Annotated in this window: 17 protein-coding genes; 8 read left to right on the top strand and 9 right to left on the bottom strand. The window is 72.7% G+C overall.

From position 1 onward, the window contains the following. Positions 1-2: 2 nt before the first annotated feature. Entirely contained in the window at positions 3-4,661 is a 4,659-nt protein-coding gene (locus ABII15_RS06180; protein WP_353941256.1) for a hypothetical protein, read from the top strand. A 19-nt stretch (positions 4,662-4,680) separates the two neighbouring features. On the opposite strand, the gene ABII15_RS06175 is transcribed toward ABII15_RS06180, so the two are convergent. Next, the gene (locus tag ABII15_RS06175; RefSeq protein WP_353941255.1) at positions 4,681-5,208 is read right to left on the bottom strand and encodes a hypothetical protein; all 528 of its coding nucleotides are present in this window, start codon (positions 5,206-5,208) and stop codon (positions 4,681-4,683) included. Positions 5,209-5,567: 359 nt separating this feature from the next. Between ABII15_RS06175 and ABII15_RS06170 the strand changes: the two genes are divergently transcribed. The 4 genes from ABII15_RS06170 to ABII15_RS06155 are packed head-to-tail and all read left to right on the top strand — an operon-like array spanning position 5,568 to position 9,946. Further along, positions 5,568-8,432, top strand: coding sequence for a nitrate- and nitrite sensing domain-containing protein (locus ABII15_RS06170; RefSeq protein WP_353941254.1), 2,865 nt, complete (start codon positions 5,568-5,570; stop codon positions 8,430-8,432). Then, positions 8,429-8,866: a roadblock/LC7 domain-containing protein gene (locus tag ABII15_RS06165; protein ID WP_353941253.1), complete on the top strand. Its 438-nt coding sequence runs from the start codon at positions 8,429-8,431 to the stop codon at positions 8,864-8,866. Before ABII15_RS06170 ends, ABII15_RS06165 begins: the two co-directional genes overlap by 4 nt. A gap of 9 nt (positions 8,867-8,875) precedes the next feature. Further along, a complete protein-coding gene (locus tag ABII15_RS06160) occupies positions 8,876-9,280 on the top strand; it encodes a DUF742 domain-containing protein (protein ID WP_353941252.1) in 405 nt (134 codons plus the stop codon). Between the two features lie 60 nt (positions 9,281-9,340). Continuing rightward, positions 9,341-9,946 (top strand): ATP/GTP-binding protein, encoded by a 606-nt coding sequence (locus tag ABII15_RS06155; RefSeq protein WP_353941251.1) that lies wholly within the window; start codon positions 9,341-9,343, stop codon positions 9,944-9,946. A gap of 94 nt (positions 9,947-10,040) precedes the next feature. Here ABII15_RS06155 and glpK read toward each other — a convergent pair whose 3' ends face one another. The 6 genes from glpK to ABII15_RS06125 form a co-directional block, all read right to left on the bottom strand. Then, the gene (gene glpK / locus ABII15_RS06150; protein ID WP_353941250.1) at positions 10,041-11,558 is read right to left on the bottom strand and encodes a glycerol kinase GlpK; all 1,518 of its coding nucleotides are present in this window, start codon (positions 11,556-11,558) and stop codon (positions 10,041-10,043) included. Between the two features lie 87 nt (positions 11,559-11,645). Continuing rightward, on the bottom strand, positions 11,646-12,398 hold the full coding sequence (locus tag ABII15_RS06145; RefSeq protein ID WP_353941249.1) for an MIP/aquaporin family protein: 753 nt from the start codon (positions 12,396-12,398) through the stop codon (positions 11,646-11,648). Between the two features lie 373 nt (positions 12,399-12,771). Continuing rightward, the gene (locus ABII15_RS06140) at positions 12,772-14,406 is read right to left on the bottom strand and encodes a GGDEF domain-containing protein (RefSeq protein ID WP_353941248.1); all 1,635 of its coding nucleotides are present in this window, start codon (positions 14,404-14,406) and stop codon (positions 12,772-12,774) included. Between the two features lie 134 nt (positions 14,407-14,540). Then, entirely contained in the window at positions 14,541-15,731 is a 1,191-nt protein-coding gene (locus ABII15_RS06135) for a lipid-transfer protein (RefSeq protein ID WP_353941247.1), read from the bottom strand. After that, a complete protein-coding gene (locus ABII15_RS06130) occupies positions 15,728-16,186 on the bottom strand; it encodes a zinc ribbon domain-containing protein (RefSeq protein WP_353941246.1) in 459 nt (152 codons plus the stop codon). Before ABII15_RS06130 ends, ABII15_RS06135 begins: the two co-directional genes overlap by 4 nt. Before the next feature lie 90 nt (positions 16,187-16,276). Continuing rightward, positions 16,277-17,086 carry a M15 family metallopeptidase gene (locus ABII15_RS06125; RefSeq protein WP_353941245.1) on the bottom strand — a complete coding sequence of 270 codons (810 nt, stop codon included), beginning with the start codon at positions 17,084-17,086 and terminating at the stop codon, positions 16,277-16,279. Positions 17,087-17,157: 71 nt separating this feature from the next. Between ABII15_RS06125 and ABII15_RS06120 the strand changes: the two genes are divergently transcribed. Continuing rightward, positions 17,158-17,694 (top strand): NUDIX domain-containing protein, encoded by a 537-nt coding sequence (locus tag ABII15_RS06120; RefSeq protein ID WP_353941244.1) that lies wholly within the window; start codon positions 17,158-17,160, stop codon positions 17,692-17,694. 31 nt (positions 17,695-17,725) lie between these two features. Here the strand turns inward: ABII15_RS06120 and ABII15_RS06115 are convergent, their stop codons facing one another. Further along, a complete protein-coding gene (locus ABII15_RS06115; RefSeq protein WP_353941243.1) occupies positions 17,726-20,092 on the bottom strand; it encodes a glycoside hydrolase family 31 protein in 2,367 nt (788 codons plus the stop codon). 213 nt (positions 20,093-20,305) lie between these two features. Between ABII15_RS06115 and ABII15_RS06110 the strand changes: the two genes are divergently transcribed. Together ABII15_RS06110 and ABII15_RS06105 are read left to right on the top strand one after the other, a co-directional pair. After that, positions 20,306-22,279 (top strand): acetoacetate--CoA ligase, encoded by a 1,974-nt coding sequence (locus ABII15_RS06110; protein WP_353941242.1) that lies wholly within the window; start codon positions 20,306-20,308, stop codon positions 22,277-22,279. A gap of 78 nt (positions 22,280-22,357) precedes the next feature. Further along, positions 22,358-23,260, top strand: a complete 903-nt coding sequence (locus ABII15_RS06105; protein WP_353941241.1) for a hypothetical protein — start codon at positions 22,358-22,360, stop codon at positions 23,258-23,260. 81 nt (positions 23,261-23,341) lie between these two features. Here ABII15_RS06105 and ptsP read toward each other — a convergent pair whose 3' ends face one another. Beyond that, complete coding sequence (ptsP, locus tag ABII15_RS06100; RefSeq protein WP_353941240.1) at positions 23,342-25,012, bottom strand: phosphoenolpyruvate--protein phosphotransferase; 1,671 nt, start codon at positions 25,010-25,012, stop codon at positions 23,342-23,344. Positions 25,013-25,016: the final 4 nt, after the last annotated feature.

The raw sequence follows: 25,016 nt of genomic DNA, 5'->3' as shown, positions 1-25,016 counted from the left end.
CCATGTACGAGCTGTCCCGAGTTCGCCTCTACTCCATCGGGCCCGCCGGCGCGCGCTACGCCGACACCGTGCTCGACCTGCGGGGCGTCGGCGAGCCCGTGCCCGACCCCGCGCCCACCCAGGCGGAGTTCTTCGAGGACGAGCCCGTCGGCCCGCCGCGCCGCCCCGCGCCGGCCGGAGTGCTCTTCCTGGAGAACGGCGGCGGCAAGTCGGTCCTGCTCAAGCTGATCTTCTCGGTGATGCTGCCCGGCCACCGCAACACCCTGGGCGGCGCCAGCTCCGGCGTGCTGCGCAAGTTCCTGCTCGCCGACGACTGCGGACACGTCGCCCTGGAGTGGCAGCACACCCTCACCGGCGAGTGCGTCGTCGTCGGCAAGGTCAGCGAATGGCGCGGCCGCCAGGTCTCCAACGACCCGCGGAAGTTCGCCGAGGCCTGGTACTCCTTCCGGCCCGGCCCCGGAATGAGCCTGGACGCCCTGCCGGTGGCGGAGTCCAACGCGGTACGGCCCATCGTCGAGGGTGCCTCCAGCGCGCAGGGCCGCCGCCGCACGATGAAGGGCTTCCGCGACGCGCTCGTCGAGGCAGGCAAGGCCTACCCGCACCTCGAAGTGCACTGGGAAGAGATCCACGACCGGTGGAACGAACACCTGGGCGACCTCGGCCTCGACCCCGAACTCTTCCGCTACCAGCGCGAGATGAACGCGGACGAGGGCGAGGCCGCCGGCCTCTTCGCCGTCAAGAAGGACTCCGACTTCACCGACCTGCTGCTGCGCGCCGTCACCGACACCCGGGACACCGACGGCCTCGCCGACCTGGTCAGCGGCTTCGGCAACAAGCTGGGCCGACGCTCCGAGCTGATGGCCGAGCGGGACTTCACCGCCGGCTCCGTGGACCTGCTCACCCGGATCGTGGAGGCCGCCGACGCACGGTCCCGCGCGCGCGACATCCACGCCGGAGCCGAGCGCCGTACGCGCACGCTGGCCCGGCGCCTCTCGGCCCGTGCCGCCGTCGAGCGCGGCCGCGCCGGAGACCTCGCCCAGCAGGTCACCGCCGCCGCCCACACCGTCACCGAGGCCGAGTCCGCGCGCGAGCGCAGCGCCCTGATCGCCGCCGAACTCGCCTACCGGCACGCCTCCCTGGCCCTCGCCGGGGCCGAGAAGGCCGCCGCCGCCCAGAAGCGCGAGCTGGCCGACGCCCGTACGCTGCACTCCGCCTGGCAGGCCGCCGAAGCCGTCCTGCGCCACCGCGCCGCAGCCGACCGCTCCGCGCGCGTCGCCGTCGCCATCCGCGAGGCCGAGCGGGACGCCGCCCCCGCACTCGCCGCCCGCGCCAAGGCCGCCTTCGACCTCGTCCGCGCCCTGCACAGCGCCGCCGAGCGCGCCGAGACCCACGCGAACGAGGAGGAGGAGCGCTCCGCCGTCCTCCAGGAGGCCGGCGAGACCGCGCACCGCGACGCGACCGCCGCCGCCACCGACGCCCAGCGCGCCCGCAGCGAGCTCGGCCACCTGCGCCAGCGGCTCAGCGAAGTCGAGCAGGAGACCGCCGAGGCCGTCCGGGCCGGCTGGCTCGACGACAGCGCGCCCGACGCCGACCCGGCCCGCGCCGCGCTCGCCGCCGCCGACGCCGAGAAGACCACCGTCGCCGCCTGGGACACCGCCCGCGAGGCCGCCCGCCGCGCCTCCGAGCACGCCCGCGAGACCGCCTCGGCCGAGGCCCGCGCCGAGCTGACCGCCGCCCGCGCCGCCGACGCCGCGAGCGCCGCGGAAAGCGCCCACCAGGCCGAGGACCGGGCCGCCGCCTCCCTCGCCGCCGAGGAGCGCCTGGCCGAACTGCTGGGGGTGAACGGACCGTTGCGGGAAGGCGGGAAGGCCTCGCCCGGCGCGGCCGACGCGCCGCTCACCACGGACGACCTCGACCGCGCCGCCGACGACCTCAAGACCCTCCTCGACGACTCCGTGGCCTCCGCGGAGCGGCAGCTGTTCGACCTGCGCACCGCCGCGGCCGACGACTCCCGCATCCTGGGCGCCCTCGGCGACGGCGGCCTGCTGCCGCCGGGCCCGGACGTCCTGGCCACCGTCGAGTTCCTCGGCGAGCACGGCATCCCGGCGCTGCCCGGCTGGCGCTACCTCGCCCAGTCCGTCGACCCGGCCGACCACGCGCGCGTGCTCGCCGCCCGGCCCGAGCTGGTCGACGGCGTCATCATCACCGACCCCAACTCCCACGTCCGGGCCAGGGAAGCGCTCGCGGGCGCCGCACTGCTGCCGCGGTCCGCCGTCGCCGTCGGCACCGCCGCCGCCCTCCTCGCCCCGACCCCGGCGGAGAACGCCTCCGACGAGGGCGTCTTTCTCGTCCCGCCGAACCCGGCCATGCACGACGAGCACGCCGCCGACGAGGAGCGACAGGCGCTGCGCGAGCGCGCCGCCCGCCGCGACGAGGACATCCGCGCCCTCGCCGGACGCCTCGCCAAGGACCGTGAGCTGGCCGCCCGGCTCGGTTCCTGGCGCTCCGGCTGCCCGGCGGGCCGGCTCGCCGAACTGGCCGCCGCCGCACAGGAGGCCCGCACGTTCGCCGAGGAGGCCGAGGCCGAACTCGCCGAGGCCCGCACCGCGCGCGCCGAGGCCGACGAGGTCGCCGCCGAGGCCACCCGGGTCCGCGACGAGCGACAGGAAGCCGCACAGAAGGCCCGCCGCGCCGCCGACGCGCTCGCCGGACTCGCCTACCGGCTGCGCGAGCGCGCCGCCTGGCAGGCCAAGGTCCGCGAACTCGCCGACGAGGCCGTCGAGTTCGAGGCCCGCGCCCAGACCTGCCTGGAAGGGGCCCGCGCCGCGGACGAGGACCGGCGGGCCGCCCAGCGCTCCGCCGACGACGCCCACCGCACCGCCCGCACGCTGCGCGCCGAGCGCGCCGAGATCGCCGGCGCCCCCGACGACGTACCCGAGGGAGAGGTCCCCAAGGCGTCGCTGCCCGCCCTGCGCGAGGCCTACCGGGCCGCGTCCCAGGTGTACGAGAAGGTCGGCGTCGGCGCCGACCTGCGGGCCGAGCAGGCACGCGCCGAGAGCGACGAGAGCGCCGCGCTCGCCGAGCTGAACCGGCTCAGCAACAAGGTGCGCACCCGCGCCGCCACCCTCCTCGAATCACCGGAGGGCTCCGACGGCCCGTCCCGGCAGGCGGCCGCGGCCCGCGCCGACGAGCACGTCCAGCTCCTGGAGACCCGCGCCTCCACCGCCAGCGAGCAGCTGGGCCGGCTGCGCGGTGAGGCCGAGCGGCACGCACCCGAGGACGGCGCCGCGCACACCGAGCTGCCCGACGAGCAGGTCCCCTCCGACACCGAGCACGCCCAGTCGCTGCTGCGCACCGCCACGACCGAACTGGCCGTGCGCACCGACGCCCTGGCGACCGCCCGCGCCGCGCACGCCGAACTGCTCGACGCGCACCGCACCGCCGAGGACGGGGCCGGCGGTTTCGACGAGACGGCCGCGCTCCTGCGTGACCTGCTGCGCGACCACACCTCGGACGCCGACGAGCAGGAGGAGCCCGAGCCGTACCCGGGCAGCCTGGAGGAGGCCCGCACCGCCGCGGGCGAGACCCGGCGCTCCCTGCGCGGCTGCGCCGCCGACCTGTCCGCCGCCGAGGCAGCGGTCCGCGAGGCGAGCGACATCCTCGTACGGCACGCGAACGCGACACGGTACGAGGCCGTGCGCACCCCCGCCCGTCAGCAGATCCGGGAGCTGCCGGCCGCCGCGCTGCCGGAGCACGCGCAGAAGTGGGCCGACGCGTTCGCCCCCCGGCTGCGCGTGCTGACCGACGAGCTGGCGCAGCTGGAGCGGAACCGCGACTCGATCGTCGACCGGCTGCGCGGACTGGTCGAGTCCTCGCTCGCCACCCTGCGCTCGGCCCAGCGGCTGTCCCGGCTGCCCGAAGGGCTCGGCGAGTGGTCCGGCCAGGAGTTCCTGCGGATCCGCTTCGAGGAGCCCGACCAGGCCACGCTCACCGAGCGTCTCGGCGAGGTCATCGACGAGGCGACCCGGGCGGCCGTCAAGAAGAACTCCGACCTGCGCCGCGACGGCATGTCCCTGCTGCTGCGCGGCGTCAGCGCCGCCCTTCAGCCCAAGGGCGTGGCCGTGGAGATCCTCAAGCCGGACGCCGTGCTGCGCGCCGAGCGCGTCCCCGTCGGACAGATGGGCGACGTGTTCTCCGGCGGGCAGCTGCTCACCGCCGCCATCGCCCTGTACTGCACGATGGCCGCGCTGCGCTCGAACGACCGGGGCCGCGACAAGCACCGCCACGCGGGCACGCTGTTCCTCGACAACCCCATCGGCCGCGCCAACGCCACGTACCTCCTGGAGCTCCAGCGCGCCGTCTCCGACGCACTCGGCGTCCAACTCCTCTACACGACCGGCCTGTTCGACACGACGGCGCTCGCCGAGTTCCCCCTCGTGATCCGGCTGCGCAACGACGCGGACCTCAGGGCGGGCCTGAAGTACATCAGCGTGGAGGAGCATCTGCGCCCGGGCCTGCCGCAGCAGGATCCGGAGGGGGAGACGGTGCACGGCAAGATCACGGCCACCCGGATGTTCAAGCGCCCGGACTCGCCGCCGCAGCAACGGCAGCCTCAGAACCAGACCCAGACCCAGCCCCAGACTCAGCCTCAGTCGAGCTGATGACGTGCGGGGGCGGGCGCTAGGTGTGCGTCAGCTGCCCGGCCCCGCCCCGAGTCCGTATGTTCTCCGCGTGCCGGCCGCCGGAGCGTGCCGCCCGGCGGGCGCGGCGGCGCTCTCTGCGCAGCTGCCGGGCCGTGCTGGCCGGGACCGAGACGACGCCGTGGCGCTGGTTCCACACCTGGCGCGTCACCCAGACGTCCAGAACGCCCCAGGTCGCCACGACCGTGCTGGCCACACTGCTCAGCACCATGGGGAAGGCCAGCCAGGAGTCCGCCAGGGTGCACAGCGTCGCGACCATCGCCTGGATCAGGGTGAGGGAGGCGATGAGCACCGCCCGCACAGCCGCCGTCCGCACCGGGTCGGGCATCCGGCGCCGCTTCGCCGGCTCCTCGACCCACAGTTCGCGCTGTCCCGCCGTACTCATCACTGCATCACTCCCCGCCGCTCCCGGGCCTCGGGCCTGATGCCCCCGCATCGGCCTGCACATTGACTGCCCGGTTTGATCACCTTTACGCCGTCGATGCCGCGTGTCCGGCTCTCTGCGCATGCCCCCGTACCGCCCTGTGATGTACGACGAACGGCACGGTCCGAAGATTCCCGATCCCGAACCGGAAGATCGCCGACTTCGCCACCGACCCCGCCTGCCTGCCGAGTTCGGGCGACGGGCGAATAATTCCGGCCAACTCTGCGTGAAGCGCGGCTGATTGTGATCGCAGAAGATTGATTGAATCTCGTGCCGCAATCTCACCCAATGATCGGACAACTCCGGACGACCACGCGAAATACGTGTCGGACAGCATCCGGACAGGCCTACGAGTTGTTCTTGTGTCAGTAGTAGGCTCGCGCCGCTTGTTGACGCACATGTGTGCCCCTGACCGACCACAGGGGGCCGATCTGGGGGAGGCCATGCGCTTTCGCGGGAAGTCCATCCGCCGGAAGATCGTGGCGCTGCTGACGGTGCCGCTGCTGTCCCTGACAGCCATCTGGGCCTTCGCCTCAGTGATCACGGGACGCGCCGCCCTGGAGATGTTCTCGGCGGGCAAGGTCGTCGACAGCATCGGCTACCCCCTGGCCGAGACCGGTCGCGTCCTCCAGGAGGAGCGTCGCCAGACGCTCGTCTATCTCGCGGATCCCCGTGCCTCCGACGCCCAGTCCGCCCTGCGGGCCAAGCGCGGCGCCTCCGACGAGGCCATGGGCAGAATCAGGGAGAAGGCCCGCGACACCGGCCTCCGCGGCGAGATGGACGGCGAGGCACGCGCCATTCTGGACGCGGCCGTGGAGGGCTTCGACGGAATCGAGTCACTGCGTCGCAACGTCGACGAGGGAACCGTCACCCGCGGCCAGGCCCTCACCTTCTACAACCGGCTCATCGAACCGGCGCACGACTTCCTGCTGAGCATCGTCTCCTTCGACGACGCCCGGGTGGAACGCGAGGGACGCGCCGTCGTCGGTGTGGTCCAGGCCCGCGAACTGCTCGCGCGGGAGGACGCGTTGGTCGGCTCCGGGCTCGTCGCCCGCCGGCTCACCCAGGACGAACTGCGCCAGGTCTCCGACCTCATCGCCCAGCGCACCCTGCTCAACGAGACCAACCTCGCCCTCCTCTCCGAGGACGAGCGCTCCCGCTTCCAGCGGTACTGGAGGAGCGCCGACACCGCCCCTCTGCGCAATGCCGAGGAAGCCGTCGTGAACGGCAGGCCCGGCACCCCGAAGGGCGTCACCGTCAAGAGCTGGGACCAGGCGTCGGGCCATGTCCTGAACGGCCTCGGGACCCGTAACACCCAAGCCGCGGAACACTACGAGGACCGGGCCCGGCCCGTCGCCGTCCAGGTCTTCGTGCGGGCGGGGATCGCCGGCGTGCTCGGCCTGCTCGCGCTGCTCTTCTCCCTCTTCCTGTCGGTCCGTGTCGGCCGCGGCCTCGTCCGCGACCTGCGCCGCCTGCGCCTGGAGGCGCACGAGGCGTCCGGCGTGCGCCTGCCGAGCGTGATGCGCCGGCTCGCGGCGGGGGAGACGGTCGACGTGGAGACCGAGGCACCCCGCCTGTCGTACGACAAGGACGAGATCGGCCAGGTCGGCCAGGCCCTCAACACCCTGCAACGGTCCGCCGTCGAGGCCGCCGTGAAACAGGCCGAACTGCGCCGCGGCGTCTCCGAGGTCTTCGTCAACCTCGCCCGCCGCAGCCAGGTACTGCTGCACAAGCAGCTGACCCTCCTCGACGCCATGGAGCGCAGGACCGAGGACACCGACGAACTCGCCGACCTGTTCCGCCTCGACCACCTCACCACCCGTATGCGCCGGCACGCGGAGGGCCTGGTGATCCTCTCCGGTGCCGCCCCGTCCCGGCAGTGGCGCAAGCCCGTCCAGCTGATGGACATCGTGCGCGCCGCCGTCGCCGAGGTGGAGGACTACGAGCGGATCGAGGTGCGCAGGCTGCCGCGGATCGCGGTGACCGGGCCCGCCGTCGCCGACCTCACCCACCTGGTCGCCGAACTCCTGGAGAACGCCACGGTGTTCTCGCCGCCGCACACCGCCGTACAGGTGCTCGGCGAGAGCGTCGCCAACGGCTTCACCCTGGAGATCCACGACCGCGGCCTCGGCATGGCCTCCGACGCGCTGCTCGACGCCAACCTGCGGCTCGCCGAGACCCCCGAGTTCGAACTCTCCGACACCGACCGGCTCGGCCTGTTCGTGGTCAGCCGGCTCGCCCAGCGGCAGAACGTCCGCGTCTCGCTCCAGCCGTCGCCCTACGGCGGCACGACCGCGGTCGTCTTCATCCCGGACGCCCTCCTCACGGACGCGACGGACACCGAGGGCGCCGGATTCCGTCTGGACCGGCCCGAGGCGGTGCGCCGTGCCCCCGACGGCCTGCGCGGCCGGAGCCTGCCCGCCTCCGACGACGGCCTGCCGGGCCTGCCGTCCTCACTGCTCGACGGGCCCGTGGAACTCGAAGCGCCGCTCGCCACCTCCGACATGACCTCGTTCCCCGGGGCCCTCGGCGACGACGACAGCGAGCGCGGCGCCCTCTTCCGCCCCCGCCGCCCCGTGGCCGGCACCCCCGGCGAACAGCACCAGCAGGCCGACGAGGGCGACCGCGACGGCGTCCTCGGCCCCCGCCGGGGCAGCGACGGCGACCACGACAAGGCCCCGGGCGGTCTCGTACCGCTGCCCCGCCGGCGCACCCCCAAGCTGGTCAGCTCGCACGGCAGGCCCGTCACGCACACCCGGCCGGGCGAGAACGACCGTACGGGCGCGGGAGCCGGTGACCGGCACGACCGGGACAGCGCGGACCGGCCGCGGAACACCGTCGCGCCCTCGCCGCCGGCCGACCTGCCCCGGCGCCGCGCCCGCGCCACCGAGCCCGCGGCCGCGCCAGTGACGCCGCCCCCGCCCGCCGGCACCGGTCTGCGGGACACCTCCGCCGCCCCGGGAGGCCTGCCCCGCCGCGTACGCCAGGCGAGCCTGGCCCCGCAGCTGAAGGACGGCCCCGACCGACGGGGCGACCGGGCCACGGGCCCGGACGCGACGACCTCCCCGGAACCCGCCGAGCGGGACGCCGATGAGGTGCGCAGCCGCATGGCCTCGCTGCAGAGCGGCTGGCGACGCGGCCGCGCGGAGAACGCCGTGGACGACGCCATCACCACGGCCGACGGAACCGCCACGAGCGACGGAACCGCCACGACTGACCAGAACGCCGTGGGCGACGAGCACGCCACAAGCGACGAGAGCGCCGACGGCACAGCACAGGGAACGACATCTGAGGGGGACGGTCGATGACCGCACCGAAGGCCAGCGCGCACACCACCCCGGGGGGTTCGGGTGAGCTGAACTGGCTTCTGGACGATCTGGTGGATCGCGTGGCCAGCATCCGCAAGGCGCTCGTACTGTCCGGGGACGGGCTGCCGACCGGGGTCTCCCGGGACCTCACCCGCGAGGACAGCGAGCACCTCGCCGCGGTCGCCTCCGGCTTCCACAGCCTCGCCAAGGGAGTGGGCCGGCACTTCGACGCGGGCGGCGTCCGGCAGACGGTGGTCGAGCTCGACGACGCGTTCCTGTTCGTCACCGCGGCGGGCGACGGCAGCTGTCTCGCCGTGCTGTCGGACGCGGACTCCGATGTCGGCCTCGTGGCCTATGAGATGACCTTGCTGGTCAAGCGGGTCGGCGCGCATCTGGCGACGGCACCGCGCACGGATCCACCCGCCGGAGGGTAGTGGGTTGGCATGAGCGCAGACGGTCAGGGGACGCAAGCGACGCACCACTGGTTCGACGACGACGCCGGGCCCGTCGTGCGTCCGTACGCGATGACACGCGGCCGCACCACCAGTGCGGGCCGGCACCGTCTCGACCTGATCGCGGTCGTCGTCGCGCAGCACGGCGGCGGCGACCCGGTCGCCGACCAGACGCTGTCGCCGGAACACGTCGACATCGTCGAACTGTGCCGTGACAGCCCGCAGTCGGTGGCGGAGCTCGCCGCGGAACTCGACCTGCCCGTCGGGGTCGTCCGCGTCCTGATAGGCGATCTCGTGGACGACGAACTGGTCCACGTGACCCGCCCGGTGCCACCGGCGGAACTGCCCGACGAGAGCATTCTGCGCGATGTGATCGACGGCCTGAGAGCCCTCTGAACGACAGAACGACCAGCGAGCCGGGCCGGCACCGGGCCGGTCAGTCAGGAGAGACAACCCATGATCTTCGGGCGTTCCGAGCGCGGCAGGGCTCCCGTCGAGCCCGTCACGCTCAAGATCCTGGTGGCCGGCGGATTCGGCGTGGGCAAGACGACCCTCGTCGGCGCGGTCAGCGAGATCCGGCCGCTGCGCACGGAGGAACTGCTCACCGAAGCGGGCCGCCCGGTCGACGACACCCAGGGCATCGAGGGCAAGCACACCACCACCGTGGCCATGGACTTCGGCAGGATCACCGTCCGCGACAACCTGGTCCTGTACCTCTTCGGCACACCGGGCCAGGACCGCTTCTGGTTCCTGTGGGACGAACTCGCGACCGGTGCGCTGGGCGCCGTCGTCCTCGCCGACACCCGGCGGCTCGAGGACTGTTTCGCGGCCATCGACTACTTCGAGCGGCGCGACATCCCGTTCGTCGTCGGCGTCAACTGCTTCGACGGCGCGGCCCGTTACCCGACCGACACGGTGCGCGAGGCCCTGGACCTCGACCCGGCGGTCCCCGTGGTGCTGTGCGACGCGCGCGAGAAGGACTCCGTGAAGAACGTGCTCATCGGGGTGGTCGAGCACGCCGCGGCCGTGTCCGCGCGGCGCCGCGCCCCGGCCGTCACCTGAGCCGTCACGCGGCGGCACGCGCGCGTAGAAGCATTTTTCGCCTCTACGCGCGCGTACCGCTCACCCCGTGATCGGGGAGCCCTGCGGGGGAGCCCTACACGCCGTCCTCGTGCCAGCCGAGGCTCTTCTCCACCGCCTTGTGCCAGTTGTGGTACTCGCGGTCCCTGATCCGCGCGTCCATCGACGGCGTCCACTCGACGTCGCGCTGCCAGTGCGCCTTCAGCTCGTCCAGGTCGTTCCAGACTCCCGTGGCGAGCCCCGCCGCGTAGGCGGCGCCCAGGCACGTCGTCTCCGACACCTTCGGCCGGATCACCGGCACGTCGAGCACGTCCGCCTGGTGCTGCATCAGCAGATTGTTCTTCGTCATGCCGCCGTCGACCTTCAGGGTCGTGATCCGCACCCCGGAGTCCTGGTACATCGCGTCGACGACCTCACGGGTCTGCCAGCTCGTCGCCTCCAGGACGGCCCGCGCGAGATGCGCCTTGGTGACGTACCTGGTCAGCCCCGTGACCACGCCGCGCGCGTCGGAACGCCAGTACGGCGCGAACAGACCGGAGAACGCGGGCACGATGTACGCCCCGCCGTTGTCGTCCACGCTCGCGGCCAGCGTCTCGATCTCGTCGGCGGTCTTGATGATGCCGAGTTGGTCGCGGAACCACTGGACGAGCGCCCCCGTGATCGCGATCGACCCTTCGAGGCAGTACACCGGCGCCTCGGAGCCGATCTTGTACCCCATGGTGGTGAGCAGCCCGTTCTTCGAGGGGACCGGCCGGTTACCGGTGTTGAGCAGCAGGAAGCTGCCCGTGCCGTACGTGTTCTTCGCCGTCCCGGTGTCGTAGCAGGCCTGTCCGAACACGGCGGCCTGCTGGTCACCGAGCGCGGACGCGACGGGCACCCCGGACAGCTGTCCGACCGCCGTGCCGTACACCTCGGCCGACGAACGGATCTCCGGCAGGACCGCCTCGGGCACCCGCATCGCGGAGAGGATCGAGGCGTCCCACTGGAGGGTCTCCAGGTTCATCAGCATGGTGCGCCCGGCATTGGTCACATCCGTGACGTGCACACCGCCGTCGGTGCCGCCGGTCAGGTTCCAGATCAGCCACGAGTCGATCGTCCCGAAGGCGATCTCACCGCGTTCGGCGCGCGCCCGCAGCCCCGGCACGTTGTCCAGCAGCCAGGCCGCCTTGGGTCCGGAGAAGTAGCTCGCGAGCGGCAGCCCGGTCTGCTCGCGGAACCGGTCCTGCCCGTCGGAGCCGCCCAGTTCGGCGCAGAGCGCCGAGGTCCGGGTGTCCTGCCACACGATGGCGTTGTGCACCGGCTTCCCGGTCGCGCGGTCCCAAAGGACCGTGGTCTCCCGCTGGTTGGTGATGCCGAGGGCGCTGAGCTGGTCCGCGCGCAGACCGGCTTTGGCGATCGCACCGGACACGACGGCCTGGACCTTGGACCAGATCTCCGTGGCGTCGTGCTCGACCCAGCCGGGCTTCGGGAAGATCTGACGGTGTTCGCGCTGGTCGACGGCGACGATCTCGCCGTTCTGGTTGAAGATGATGCAACGGCTCGACGTGGTGCCCTGATCGATCGCGGCTACGTACTTCACGGAAGTCTCGGGCATGGCTACCCCTTCGTGAGAAGACGGTCGTACGTGGATCGGGTGGCGGAACGCCGCGGAACCCGGCCGGCGCGATTCCGCGGCCGCGCTTCAGAACGCTGCGTTGTAGATGACCCCCGCCAGCGCGCCGCCGATCAGCGGCCCGACCACCGGGACGAGGGCGTAACCCCAGTCGGAGGTGCCCTTGTTGGGGATGGGCAGCAACTGGTGCACGATGCGCGGGCCGAGGTCGCGCGCGGGGTTGATGGCGTAGCCCGTCGGCCCGCCCAGCGACAGGCCGATGCCGACGACCAGCAGCGACACGATCAGCGCCGTCGTCCCCGACTCGCCGAGGCCCTTGGTGAGCCCGAACGCCAGGATGGGCAGCACGAGCGCGATCGTCGCGACGACCTCGGTGAGCAGGTTCGCGACCGGGTTCCGGATCTCGGGGATCGTCGAGAAGATGCCCAGCGTCGGCAGCGGACCGTCGTCGTCCGGCGCGCCCTCCCCGGTGGAACCCACATTGGCGTTGAACTGGGCGAGGTACACCACGTACGCGAGGGCGGCGCCCAGCATGGCGCCGACCATCTGGCCGCACAGATAGACCCAGACCTGGTCCCAGTCACCGGTGTCGATCGCGATGCCGACGGTGACGGCGGGATTGAGATGACCGCCCGACAGGGGCGCGGCCGTGTACGCGCCGGCCAGCACCCCGAAACCCCAGCCGAACGCGATGACGATCCAGCCCGAGGCTCTGGCCTTGGAGTGTTTCAGGGTGACGGCGGCGCAGACGCCCGCGCCGAACAGGATCAGAATGGCGGTGCCGATGACCTCACCGACGAAGATGTCTCCGTTGCTGTGCATAGCGGCTCCTAGCCCCTCGCCCGGGGCGGGGCGCCCCGGTCCTCCGCGCAGGGGGCGTTTCCCCTGGCTGGTTCTGGCTACTTCGGCCGAGGCCAGGGGAGATCCCGTGCCCTGCCCGGCGTCCGTGACGAGCGTGCCCGCACAGCCGGAACCGCGCGTGGGGGAGCGGCCCTGACCTGCCACGATCAGAGGTGGGCCGTCATGCGGCGATGCCGACTGACACCCGGAAGTGTTCACCGGCGGTACAGGAGCGTCAAGGATGCCGACCGCACCGGTTGGCCGGGGGCGAGCGGACCCGCGGGCGCCCTCTCCCGAACGATGTTCGGCGGCACGGCCGTGACGTGCGCGAAGTGTCCCCGCGCCGCCCGCCGCCCTACGGCGCCGGCACTCCGGCGGTCCCGTCCGCGGCCGTCCCGCGCCGCACCACGTATCCCGCGCGGCCCGCCTGCCCGCACACCCAACTCGCCCCGGGAAGCGCCTTGGCGGCCCGCTTGAGCGGTGCCAGCGACGCCGCCGCGCCGCGATGGTCGGGCACGCTGCCCGGCGGACACACCAGCGTGGCCAGTGACAGCGTCACCGCGCGGCCACCCGCCGTCCAGGGCGCGTCGAGCATCGCGGCAGCGAGCGGATCCAGCCGTTCCGGAGCGGCCAGGACCAGGAAGTCGTCGCCTCCGATGTGCCCGACGCGCACGGCCTCCGACTCCGTGCGCGCCAGGGCCCGCCCCACCGCGCGGATCAGCTCGTCCCCCGCGGCGAACCCCGCCCCGTCGTTGACCTGTTTGAACCCGTCGATGTCCAGCCACGTCAGGGCGAGGCCCCGGCCCTGCGCGAGCCAGCGGTCGACCTCGCCGGTGACCGCGTCCGAACCGGGCAGCCGGGTGAGCGGATTGAGACCGGCCGCCTCCTCCACCCGGCTCTCCGCGAGGGCCCGTACGAGGTCGGCGAGGCGGACGACGCCCACGCACCGCCCCTTGTCGTCGACCACGGCGACATCGTCGGCGGTGCGGCTGCGCTCGCCGTCCGCGACCACGTCCAGCACCTCCCAGGCGGTCGCCGCGACACCCACGGTGCGCGGCGGATCACCGAGGCGCGCCGCGGGCCGGTCCGCGTAGAGCGCGTGCCCGTACCGCGCGGACAGCGACAGCAGGAACCGATCCCGCTGCACCGACCGCACCGGCACCCCGGCCGCGTCCACGAGCAGGACGCCCGACACCTCCGGCGCGCCGGTCAGCAGCTTGCGCACCCGCTCCGCCGAGGCGCCCTGCGGCAGCAGCGCGGCGGGCCGCACGAACTCCCGCACCGACGGTCCGGCGGGCCTGAACCCGTCGGCCGCGGACGGCAGCCTGGGCAGGTAGACGTCCGACGTCGGCAGCCGGGACGGTGGCGCGAACAGATCGCCCTGGGCGAGCTGCGCCCCGGCGTCCCGGGCCGCGGCGCACTGCGACTCCGACTCCACTCCCTCGACCGCGAGCAGCGCCCCCGACTCCTCGCACAGGGTCCGCATCGCCCGCACTGACGCCGCGCGCGTGAGCAGCGACGCGTCCAGCTTGACCAGATCGGGCGCCAGATCGTCGAGGAGCCGCAACGGAAGGTCGCCGTCCCCGACCCCGTCCGCACAGATCCGGAACCCCTCGTCCCGCAGCGCCGCGACACCGTCCAGCAGCGCCCGGTGCGGTACGTGCGTGAACGGCGGCCCCACGTCGACGGTGACCTCCCACGGCAGCCGCCCCGCCGCCCGCACCGCGTCCCGCAGCGCCCAGAGCCCGCCGAGATCGGCGAGCGTGCCCGCGAACACGTTCACGTGCAACGGCAGCAGCGTCTCCTTGCGCGCGGCGTCGCCGACCGCCAATGCCGCGAGCCGCCCGTCGAGTTCGGGCTCGCGCCGGGCCCGCGCCAGCACGTCGCCGTGCTCCGGACGGGCCAGGATCTCCAGCGCTGCCACGGTCCCCGTGGTCAGGTTGACCACGGGCTGGAAGGCGAAGCGAAGACTGTCCGTCCAGGAGCGCACGGCAGCATGATGGTGCCCCCGGCGCACCTCCAGGGCCAGTTCACGCGCTGTTCACGCAGCATTCCGAGGTGGTCACGCTGTGTGCGAAACCGCTGATCAAGCCCGCCGGACGAGCCCGCGACCGAGTCCGCCGGTCAACGTACCGCGACGACCGACGAACCGTGCCCGAAGAGCCCCTGGTTGGCCGTGATCCCGACCCGGGCCCCGGTCACCTGCCGCGCCCCGGCCGTGCCCCGCAACTGCCAGGTCAGCTCGCACACCTGGGCGATGGCCTGAGCCGGCACCGCCTCCCCGAAGGACGCGAGTCCGCCGCTGACGTTCACGGGTATGCGTCCGCCGGGTGCCGTCGCCCCCTCGCGCAGCAGCTTGGCCGCCGCCCCTTCCGCGCACAGCCCCAGGTCCTCGTACCACTGCAACTCCAGGGCGGTGGACAGGTCGTAGACCTCGGCGAGCGACAGCTCCTCGGGCCCGATGCCGGCCTCCTCGTAGGCGGCGCGGGCTATGGAGGACCGGAAGGAGGCGCCGTCCGGCTCGACTCCCGCGGCCGAGTCCGTGGCGATGTCCGGCAGGTCGAGGACCGTGTTCGGATACGTGGGCGTCACCGTCGACACCGCCCGGATCCGTACGGGATCGGTGGCTCCGTGCCGTCGCGCGAACTCCATGCTGGAGAGCACCAGTGACGCGCCGCCGTCCGACGTGGCGCAGATGTCCAGGAGCCGCAGCGGATCGGCGACGACGGCGGAGGCGGCCACCTCCTCGGCCGACACCGCCGTGCGGTAGCGGGCGTGGGGATTGAGCGCCCCACAGGCCGCGTTCTTCACCTTGACCTGGGCGAAGTCCTCCAGCGTGTCACCGTGCACGGCCATCCGCCGACGCGCGTACAGACCGAAGTACGTCGGATTGGTGGCGCCGAGCACACGGAACCGCAGCCAGTCGGGATCGTCCGGCCGATCGCCCCCGGCGGGCCGGAAGAAGCCCTTGGGCGCGGCATCGGCGCCGACGACGAGCACCACGTCCGCGAGCCCCGCGAGGATCTGCGCCCGCGCCGTGGCGATGGCCTGCGCCCCCGAAGCGCACGCCGCGTACACGCTGGTCACGCGGGCACCCTGCCAGCCCAGCGCCTTCGCGAACGTCGCCCCCGCCACGTACCCGGGATACCCGCCGCGCACGGTGTCGGCGCCGACCACCGACTGCACGTCGCGCCAGCCGATCCCCGCGTCGGCGAGCGCCGCCCGCGCCGCCGCCGTCCCGTACTCGACGAAGCTGCGCCCCCACTTGCCCCAGGGATGCATGCCCGCGCCGAGCACCGCCACGTCCCCCGTCATGCCGTCACCCCCGTCGGCCGCCAGTGCCATGTCGTCCAGGCCGTGCCGCTCGCCTCGTCCCCGTCCTCGCCGAGCAGGCCCGGCACGACCTCCACCTCCATGCCGATCTCCAGATCGGCCACGGACACCCCGGGAACCCCCTGCCCGAGCACCACCAATCGCTCGGCGGCAAGCTCCACAGCGATCAACGTGTACGGCTCCCACGGAAGTTCCCGGTCCGAGACGTACGGTTCCGGCGGCCGGTAGCGCGCGTCGGTGTACGACCAGATCCGCCCGCGCCGCGACAGCGGCACCTCGACCAGATCGCCACCCGCACACCCGGGATTGCGGCAGGCCCCGTCCTGACGTGGGAAGTACACGGACGCGCAGGCCGAACAGCGCGTCCCCAACAGGCGGAAGTCCTCACCCTCACCGGCGAACCAACCGGCCACGACCGGTGTGCGCGTACGCGTCACGAATCCTCCCGACACCGAATCTGACGGAACGTCAGAAGTGTGCCACGGGTAACCGCCCGCCGTCAGGGGTCCCGCGGAACCGCGTACGGCTCAGTGCCCGGTCAGCGACCTCCGCGCGATGGGGAAGTCGAAGTAGGTGTCCGGGAACAGCTCCGGCTTGTAGGTGAAGTGCCACCACTCCTCGGGCAGATTGACGAACCCCTGACCCGACAGGGCGTCGCGCAGCAGGTCCCGGTTGGCTCGCTGAACGCCCTGGACGCGCGGGTCGTCCGTATGGGCCAGCGTGTCGAAGCAGTCGAACCCCGTCCCCATGTCGACGGAGTTGTCGGGGAAACGCTCCTTCTGCGGCCCGTAACAGGCCTTGAGCGTCTCACCCGGCAGATACGGGCGCGTGGGCCGCGCCGGCAGCTTCACGACCGTCAGATCGACGGTGGAACCACGGCTGTGACCGGACTTCTCGGCGATGTAACCGTCCGCGAACAGCCGTGTCTTGTCCACCTGCGGATAGAACTCCGGCTTCATCTTCTGGGCGTCGAGATCCTCGGCCCACCGCACGAAGTGATCGACGGCCCGCTGCGGCCGGTAACAGTCGTAGACCTTCAGGGAGTAGCCCCGCTTCAGCAGCCCGGCCTGCGCCTTGTGGAGCGCCTTCGCGGCCGGTCCCGTCAGGATGCACATCGGCTGCTTGTAGCCGTCGACCCGCTCGCCCACGAAGTTGTGCGCGGTGAAGTAGCGGATCTCCTGGATGATCGTGGGATCGACATCGGCGAGCGCCACGAACTCCCGGGGCGCCTTGGGATCGGGAGTCGCGCGGGCGACCGACGGAGCGGCGGCCGTACCGAGCAGGGCGGCGGCCGTGAGGACAGCGAGTCTCCGCAGAGCGGCGGCGGTTCGATTCATGGCCCTGCGTCTATCAGGCGACGGGCCCTCAGGGGAAGACCGGACTCCGGTGATCGGATACAGTCCGCGCCGTGTCCGCATCAACCCACACCACGGTCAACCCCGCCCCGGATTCGCACTGTTCGAGCTGCGGGGCCGCCTACGGGACCGACGTACGCGGCTGGCCGCGCACCTGCCCCGCCTGCGCCTCCGTCGCCTATCGCAACCCGCTGCCCGTGGCGATCGCCCTGCAACCCGTGTACGACACGACGGGCACCGCCCTCGTCGTGATCACCCGCACCATCGCGCCCGCGCGCGGCGAGGTGGCACTGCCCGGCGGCTTCATCGACGACCGGGAGGACTGGCGCCACGCCGTCGTCCGGGAACTGAGGGAGGAGACGGGCATCGACACGGCACCTCGCGACGTACGCCTCATGGACGCGATGAGCGCCCCGGACGGCCACCTCCTCCTCTTCGGCCTGCTGCCGGAACGCCCCGTCGCCCAGTTGCCGACGAGCGCCCCCACGGACGAGACCGACGGATGGCACCTGCTGCGCCGCCCCGCCGAACTCGCCTTCCCACTGCACACGGTGGCGGTCCGGGCCTGGTTCGAGGGCCGCTACATCTAGCCGGTACGCCGCCGACGGCCGCCCCGGCGCGTCACAGACCCCGTACCCGCACCGGGTGCGGGGGCCGCCCACCGCCCTCGCCCGCGGCCTCGACGACGACCCGCTCCCCGCTGCGGTGCACCCGGTAGCGCTCGATCTCCGGCTCGTCCCAGCCGTCTCCGGCGTCCACGGCCACGTAACCGCCGCCCGTGCGCCCCGGCGCCGGAGCCCACACATCCAGCGCGATACCCCCGTCGCCGGCCCGCACCGGAACCACGCCGCCCGCGCGCGCGAGAACAGGAATCCGCGACAGCGGGGCGCTCACCGTCACCCGCCCCGGGCCGTCGAACACCTCACCGGTCACCGTGTCGTACCACCGCCCCCGCGGCAGCAGGACGTCCCTGCTCCGGACGCCGGGCCCCCACACCGGAGCGACCAGCAAGGAGTCACCCACCAGGAAAGCGTCCTCACAGTCGCGCAACGCCCGGTCCTCGGGCGCCGCCCACCACACAGGACGGACATACGGAGCCCCCGTACGGCGGGCGAAGTGAGCGAGCGTCATGAAGTAGGGCAGCAGGCGCCGGCGCTCATCGAGCGCCACGCGCGCGTACCCGAGCACCTCGTCGCCGAACCTCCACGGCTCGCGGCCACCACCGCGCAACGCCGAACGCGTCCGAAAGAGCGGCAAGTAGGCGCCCAGCTGCAACCACCGCAGGAACAGCTCGGGCGACGGCTCACCCTCGGACCCGCCCACATCCGCTCCCGCGTACGGCACCCCGCACAGACCGAGCCCCACGACCAGCGAGAGCGACGCCCGCAGACCGTCCCAGCCGGTCGCGACCTCGCCGGACCAGCTCCCCCCGTAGCGCTGCATCCCGGCCCAGCCCGAACGCGAGCACACGAAAGGCCGCTCCTGCGGCTGGAGTTCACGCAGCCCCTCGTAGGCCGCCCGCGCCATGCACAACCCGTACACGTTGTGCACCTCCCGATGGTCGGCCCCCCGGCCGTCCAGATCGTGCCGCGCCGACAGCGGCAGCGAACGACCCCCGAACGCGGCGAACGACAAGGGCTCACTCACATCGTGCAAGAACCCCGAGGAACCCTGGGCCAGACGCGCCTCGTACAGCCCGCCCCACCACTTCCGCACCCGCTCGGCGGTGAAATCCGGGTACACCGATTCACCGCCCGGAACGACCCCGCGCACCGATCTGCCCGCCGTGTCGCGCACGAAGGCGTCGATCGCACGCCCGCCTTCGTAGACCGCGTCACCGCGCTCCGGACCGACCCCGGGTTCGACCACGGACACCAGCCGCACCCCCTCGGCGTGCAACGCGTCCGCCAGACGGCGCACGGAACCCGGCGGATCACCCGGCAGCCCCGGACCCCGCCGCGCCCTGTGCTGATCGATGTCCAGATGCACCGCGTCCAGCGAAAGCCCCCGCTCCCGGTGACCGTCCACCACACGGCGCACCTCCCGCTCCACGCCGGACGCGTCGCCGGAGCCCCGGCCGACGTGCTGATGCCCCAGCGCCCAGGACGGCGGCACCACCGCACCACCGGTCAACTGCGCCCACCCCCGCACCACCCGCGCCGGCGTCCCCACCAGGGCCCAGCACCGCAGCGGACCGCCCCGCATCCGCAGCTCGCACGACCCGGCGCGGTCGTGCCCCGACCCGTCGCCCTCACGCCCCTCGCGCAGCACGACCGTGCCGTCCCACGTCGTGTCGTGGAACACCAGATGCGTCCCCGCGTCGGCGACCACCAACTGCACCGGCATGGTGACGGACAGCGGATCGTCCCCCGGACCGAACGCACCGCGCGAAGCGGTGTTCCACAGCCGGTACGTGCCCCCACGCAGCCGCGGCCCCGAAGAACGCCCGCCGAGACCGAAGAACCGCGCGTCCGCGGCCACCTCCGACCGCTGCGCCCAGCGCGCCTCGCCCCCACCCGCCGGCTCCCACCAGCGCGGCGGCAGATCGCGGCGCAGCAGCACGCCACCCGGCGTGCACAGCTCGATGGTGCCGTGCCGGGACACCGTCACCGTCGCCCGCTCGGCGACCACCCGCCACCCACCGTCCTTGTCCGGCTCGAGCGTCACCCGGGAGTCCGGTTCCGGACACACCCCGGCCAACGCGTACGAGGGCTCGGGATCGGCCCCGTCCCACCCCCAGAAGACGGCACCGTTCACCGTGACCAGGATCCGCAGCACAGAGCGCGCGAAACGCACCTCCCCACCACCGGGCGCCGGATCCACCCCGACCACACAACCCGGAACCCGCGCCCGCGCGGGGCCCTGCTGCGGCAACCCCGCCGAGTCCGCTCTGCGATGCCGCCACGACGCGCGCACCACCCGCAGCCCCTGGGCGGCGCCCACCCGAGAAACCGCCTTCACCGAGCGCACCAGGTCACGACCGTTCATGCTGCTCACCCTGCCACTGACGGCCACGCGCGCGTGCCGCGTTCAACTGCCGTTCACCGGTGGTGCAGACACATCTTCACGACACGGACTATGTGGCGGACGCCCTGGTGCCAAAGTCGATCACGTGGCATCGTCCCTGTCAGCCGCGTCACGCGCACACCCCAGCCGTGCGCGCAGAGAACGCTCACGCCGCGTACTTCCGGGAGCCGCCCCATGGACACTGCGAACCCCTCGCCGCTCTGGCAGCCCGATCGGGAACAGATCGCCGACGCGCGGATCACCCGATTCCAGGCCTGGGCGGCCGACCACTACGGGGCACCCGCCGACGGCGGCTACGAGGCACTGCACCGCTGGTCGGTGACCGAACTCGAAACGTTCTGGAAAGCCGTCACCGACTGGTTCGACGTCCGCTTCACCCACCCCTACGCGCGCGTGCTGGGCAACCGCTCCATGCCGGGCGCCGAATGGTTCCCCGGCGCCACCCTCAACTACGCCGAACACGCACTGCGCGCCGCGGAAGACCCCGCGCGGGCGGACACCCCCGCCATCCTGCACGTCGACGAGACCCAGGAACCCCGCCCCGTCACCTGGAACGAGCTGCGCCGCCAGGTCGGCTCGCTCGCCGCGGAACTGCGCACCCTCGGCGTCCGCCCCGGCGACCGCGTCAGCGGCTACCTGCCCAACATCCCCGAAGCGGTCGTCGCCCTGCTCGCCACCGCCGCCGTCGGCGCCGTCTGGACCTCCTGCGCGCCCGACTTCGGCGCCCGCAGCGTCCTGGACCGCTTCCAGCAGGTCGAACCGGTCGTCCTGTTCACCGTCGACGGCTACCGCTACGGCGGCAAGGAGCACGACCGGCGCGACACCGTCGCCGAACTCCGCTCGGCTCTGCCCTCCCTGCGCGCCGTGGTGCACATCCCGCTGCTCGGCACCGAGGCCCCCGACGACGCCCTCGAATGGGCCGCCCTCACCTCCGGCGACGTGGCACCCGTCTTCGAGGCGGTGCCGTTCGACCACCCGCTGTGGGTGCTGTACTCCTCGGGCACCACCGGCCTGCCGAAGGCCATCGTCCAGTCCCAGGGCGGCATCCTCGTCGAACACCTCAAGCAGCTCGGACTCCACTGCGACCTGGGCCCCGACGACCGGTTCTTCTGGTACACGTCCACCGGCTGGATGATGTGGAACTTCCTCGTCTCCGGCCTGCTCACCGGCACCACGATCGTCACCTACGACGGCAGCCCCGGCTACCCCGAGACGGGCGCCCAGTGGGCCATCGCGGAACGCACCGGAGCGACCCTCTTCGGCACCTCCGCCGCCTACGTCATGGCCTGCCGCAAAGCCGGCGTGCACCCCTCGCGCGACCACGACCTGTCCCGCGTCACCTGCGTGGCCACCACCGGCTCGCCCCTCCCGCCGGACGGCTTCCGCTGGCTCCACGACGAGGTCCGCGACGACCTCTGGATCGCCTCCGTGAGCGGCGGCACCGACGTCTGCTCCTGCTTCGCCGGAGCCGTCGCCACCCTCCCCGTCCACGTCGGCGAACTCCAGGCCCCCGCCCTCGGCACGGACCTCCAGGCATGGGACCCCCAGGGCAACCCCCTCATCGACGAAGTCGGCGAACTCGTCGTCACCAACCCCATGCCGTCCATGCCGATCCGCTTCTGGAACGACCCCGACGGCAGCCGCTACCACGACAGCTACTTCGACACCTATCCCGGCGTCTGGCGCCACGGCGACTGGATCACCCTCACCTCACGCGGCTCCGTCGTCATCCACGGCCGCTCCGACTCCACCCTCAACCGGCAAGGCGTCCGGATGGGATCGGCCGACATCTACGAAGTCGTGGAGCGGCTCCCCGAGATCCGCGAGTCCCTCGTCATCGGCCTGGAACAACCCGACGGCGGCTACTGGATGCCCCTCTTCGTGCACCTCGCGCCCGGCGCCGTCCTCGACGACGACCTCCGCTCCCGCATCAAACAGGCCATCCGCGAACAGCTCTCACCCCGCCACGTCCCCGACGAGATCATCGAGGCCCCCGGCGTCCCCCACACCCTCACCGGCAAGCGCATCGAGGTCCCGGTGAAGCGCCTCCTCCAGGGCGCACCCCTCGAAAAGGCCGTGAACCCCGGCTCCATCGACAACCTCGACCTGCTCACGTTCTACGAGGACATCGCCCGCAAGCGCGCCTGACCACCGCTGGTCCGGGCCCGTTGTCAGTGCCCCTGATTACTCTGAGTGAGCATTGATCGAGCACGCTCAGGGGGAACCATGGCGCACACACGGCACGGCCGCACCACCACCTCGCGGCACATCCTGCGTCGCGAGGTGGCCGGAACCATCGGCCTGTTGGCGGACGAGCAGGACTTCACGGCGATGCGGCGCTACCGCAGCTTCACCTTCGAGGACCACCGGACATACCTACGGCAGGTGGAAGGACTGCTCAAATCCCTGGCCGCCTCCGGCAGTCACACCAGCGTCGCGCTCTTCGACCCCGACGAGTACGCGGAGTTCTGCGCGGAGACCGGCCTCGAACCGGACACCGCCACGAGCCGCGGCCGATTCACCGCGGAGCTCGCCTCGATCGGCCCGGCCCTTCCCTACGAGGGACAGCCACTGGCCGACCTCGTCCCCGACCTCGTCGAGGCGGCCGTCCGCCAGGCGACGTGGACGTATGCCTCCTCCGTCCTCGCCCGCCTGGGCCCCTGCGCGATCTGCCACCAGGACATCGGCAGGATCGCCTTCTCCCGCGCCTCGTATCTCCTCGCCCGCGTGCTCGACGCGATCGGCGAAGGCATCCACCATCTGGTGTGCAGCGCCTCCACCGGCCGCGACCCGCTCCAGGCGGTGCTCCACGTGGACGCCACCACACCCGACACCGTCAAGCTGGACGAGACCGCGGCCATGGAGCTGACCACCGTGCTCGCCCTGGCCCTCGCCACCGGCAGCGCCTGCGCCCTCGTCCTGCGCACGAACAGGTCGGGGGAGCGGGACCAGGTCTACGGCTGGCAGGTGAAGGAGGAGAGCCTGCGAGGGCTCACGGCGGCCCAGGTCTTCGACGCCTACTGCGTCGACGCCTATTCCGGAGACGTACTGGCACCCGAGCCAGACGTCGACTACTGCGCCGCGCCGGAGGTCATCACCGCCGACCCGGAGGGCAGGCACCGGCACTGACGCACCGGAACAGCGCGAAGGGCGCCCCACCAGAAGCGGAGCGCCCTTCGCGACGCGGCAGACCGAAGCCTGCCTGCTCGTCTACTCGCCGGAGAGCACGGCCTGAGCGGCGTTGCGGGCCTCGTCGGCGGAGTCGGCGGCACGCGCCGCGGCCGCCGCACGCTCGCACTGGGCCAGCGTGTACTTGCCGAGCGTCGCGCGCACGTAGGGAATCGACGCGGCACCCATGGACAGGGAGGTGACACCCAGACCGGTCAGCACACAGGCCAGCAGCGGGTCGGACGCGGCCTCACCGCAGACACCGCAGCTCTTGCCCTCGGCCTTGGCGGCCTCGGCGGACAGCGCGACCAGGTCGAGCAGCGCGGGCTGCCACGGGTCCTGCAGACGCGACACCGCACCGACCTGACGGTCGGCGGCGAACGTGTACTGCGCGAGGTCGTTGGTGCCCAGCGACAGGAACTCCACCTCCTGCAGCACGGACCGGGCCCGCAGCGCGGCGGACGGGATTTCGACCATCGCGCCGAACTTGGCCTGCAGACCGGCCTCGCGGCAGGCGTCGGCGAACGCCTTGGCATCGGCACGGTCGGCCACCATCGGTGCCATGACCTCGAGGTAGACCGGCAGACCCTCGGAGGCCTTAGCCAGCGCGGTCAGCTGCGTCCGCAGCACCTCCGGGTGGTCGAGCAGCGACCGCAGCCCCCGCACGCCCAGCGCGGGGTTGGGCTCGTCGGCGGGCGTCAGGAAGTCCAGCGGCTTGTCGGCACCGGCGTCCAGCACCCGCACGACGACACGGCCCTCGGGGAACGCCTCGAGCACCTTGCGGTACGCCTCGACCTGCTTCTCCTCGGACGGAGCGTGCGCGCTGTCGTCGAGGAACAGGAACTCGGTACGGAAGAGACCGACGCCCTCGGCGCCCGCCTCGACGGCCGCCGGCACGTCCGCGGGGCCGCCGATGTTCGCGAGCAGCGGCACCTTGTGCCCGTCAGAGGTGGCACCCGGACCGGTCGAAGCCGCCAGCGCCGCCTTGCGCTCGGCGGCCGCGGCCTCGAGGGACGCCCGCTTCTCGGCGCTCGGGTCGACGAAGATCTCGCCCGTGCTGCCGTCCACGGCGACGACGGTCCCCTCGGCCAGCTCTCCGGCACCGGGCAGCGCCACGACGGCGGGCACCCCGAGGGCACGCGCCAGGATGGCGCTGTGGCTGGTCGGCCCGCCCTCCTCCGTGACGAAGCCGAGCACCAGCGCGGGGTCCAGCAGAGCGGTGTCCGCAGGCGCCAGGTCGCGGGCGATGAGGACGTACGGCTCGTCGCTGTCCGGCACACCCGGCATCGGAACGCCGAGCAGCCGCGCGACGATACGGTTCCGCACGTCGTCGAGGTCGGCCACACGGCCGGCCATGTACTCACCGGCACCGGCCAGCAGCTCGCGATAGTGCGAGAAGGCGTCGTAAATCCCGCGCTCCGCCGTGCTGCCGACTGCGATACGGCGGTCGACGTCGGCGATCAGCTCGGGGTCCTGAGCGATCATGGCCTGGGCCTCGAGCACCGCCTGTGCCTCGCCACCGGCCAGATTGCCGCGCGCAATCAGGTCGGCCGCCACAGCCTCGACGGCCTGGCGGGCGCGCCCCTGCTCGCGCTCCGCGTCCTCCGCCGCAATCTGCTTGGCCGGCGGTTCGAGCACCGCCGTCCCCATGTGCCGAACCTCGCCGATCGCCACACCGTGGCTCACGCCGACGCCTCGCAGCGTTGTCTCCATCTCA

The organism is Streptomyces sp. HUAS MG91 (genome assembly GCF_040529335.1).
Classification (GTDB): domain Bacteria; phylum Actinomycetota; class Actinomycetes; order Streptomycetales; family Streptomycetaceae; genus Streptomyces; species Streptomyces tabacisoli.
The sequence above is the reverse complement of the archived record's forward strand: the minus strand, read 5'-3'. Positions and strand labels throughout refer to the sequence as shown.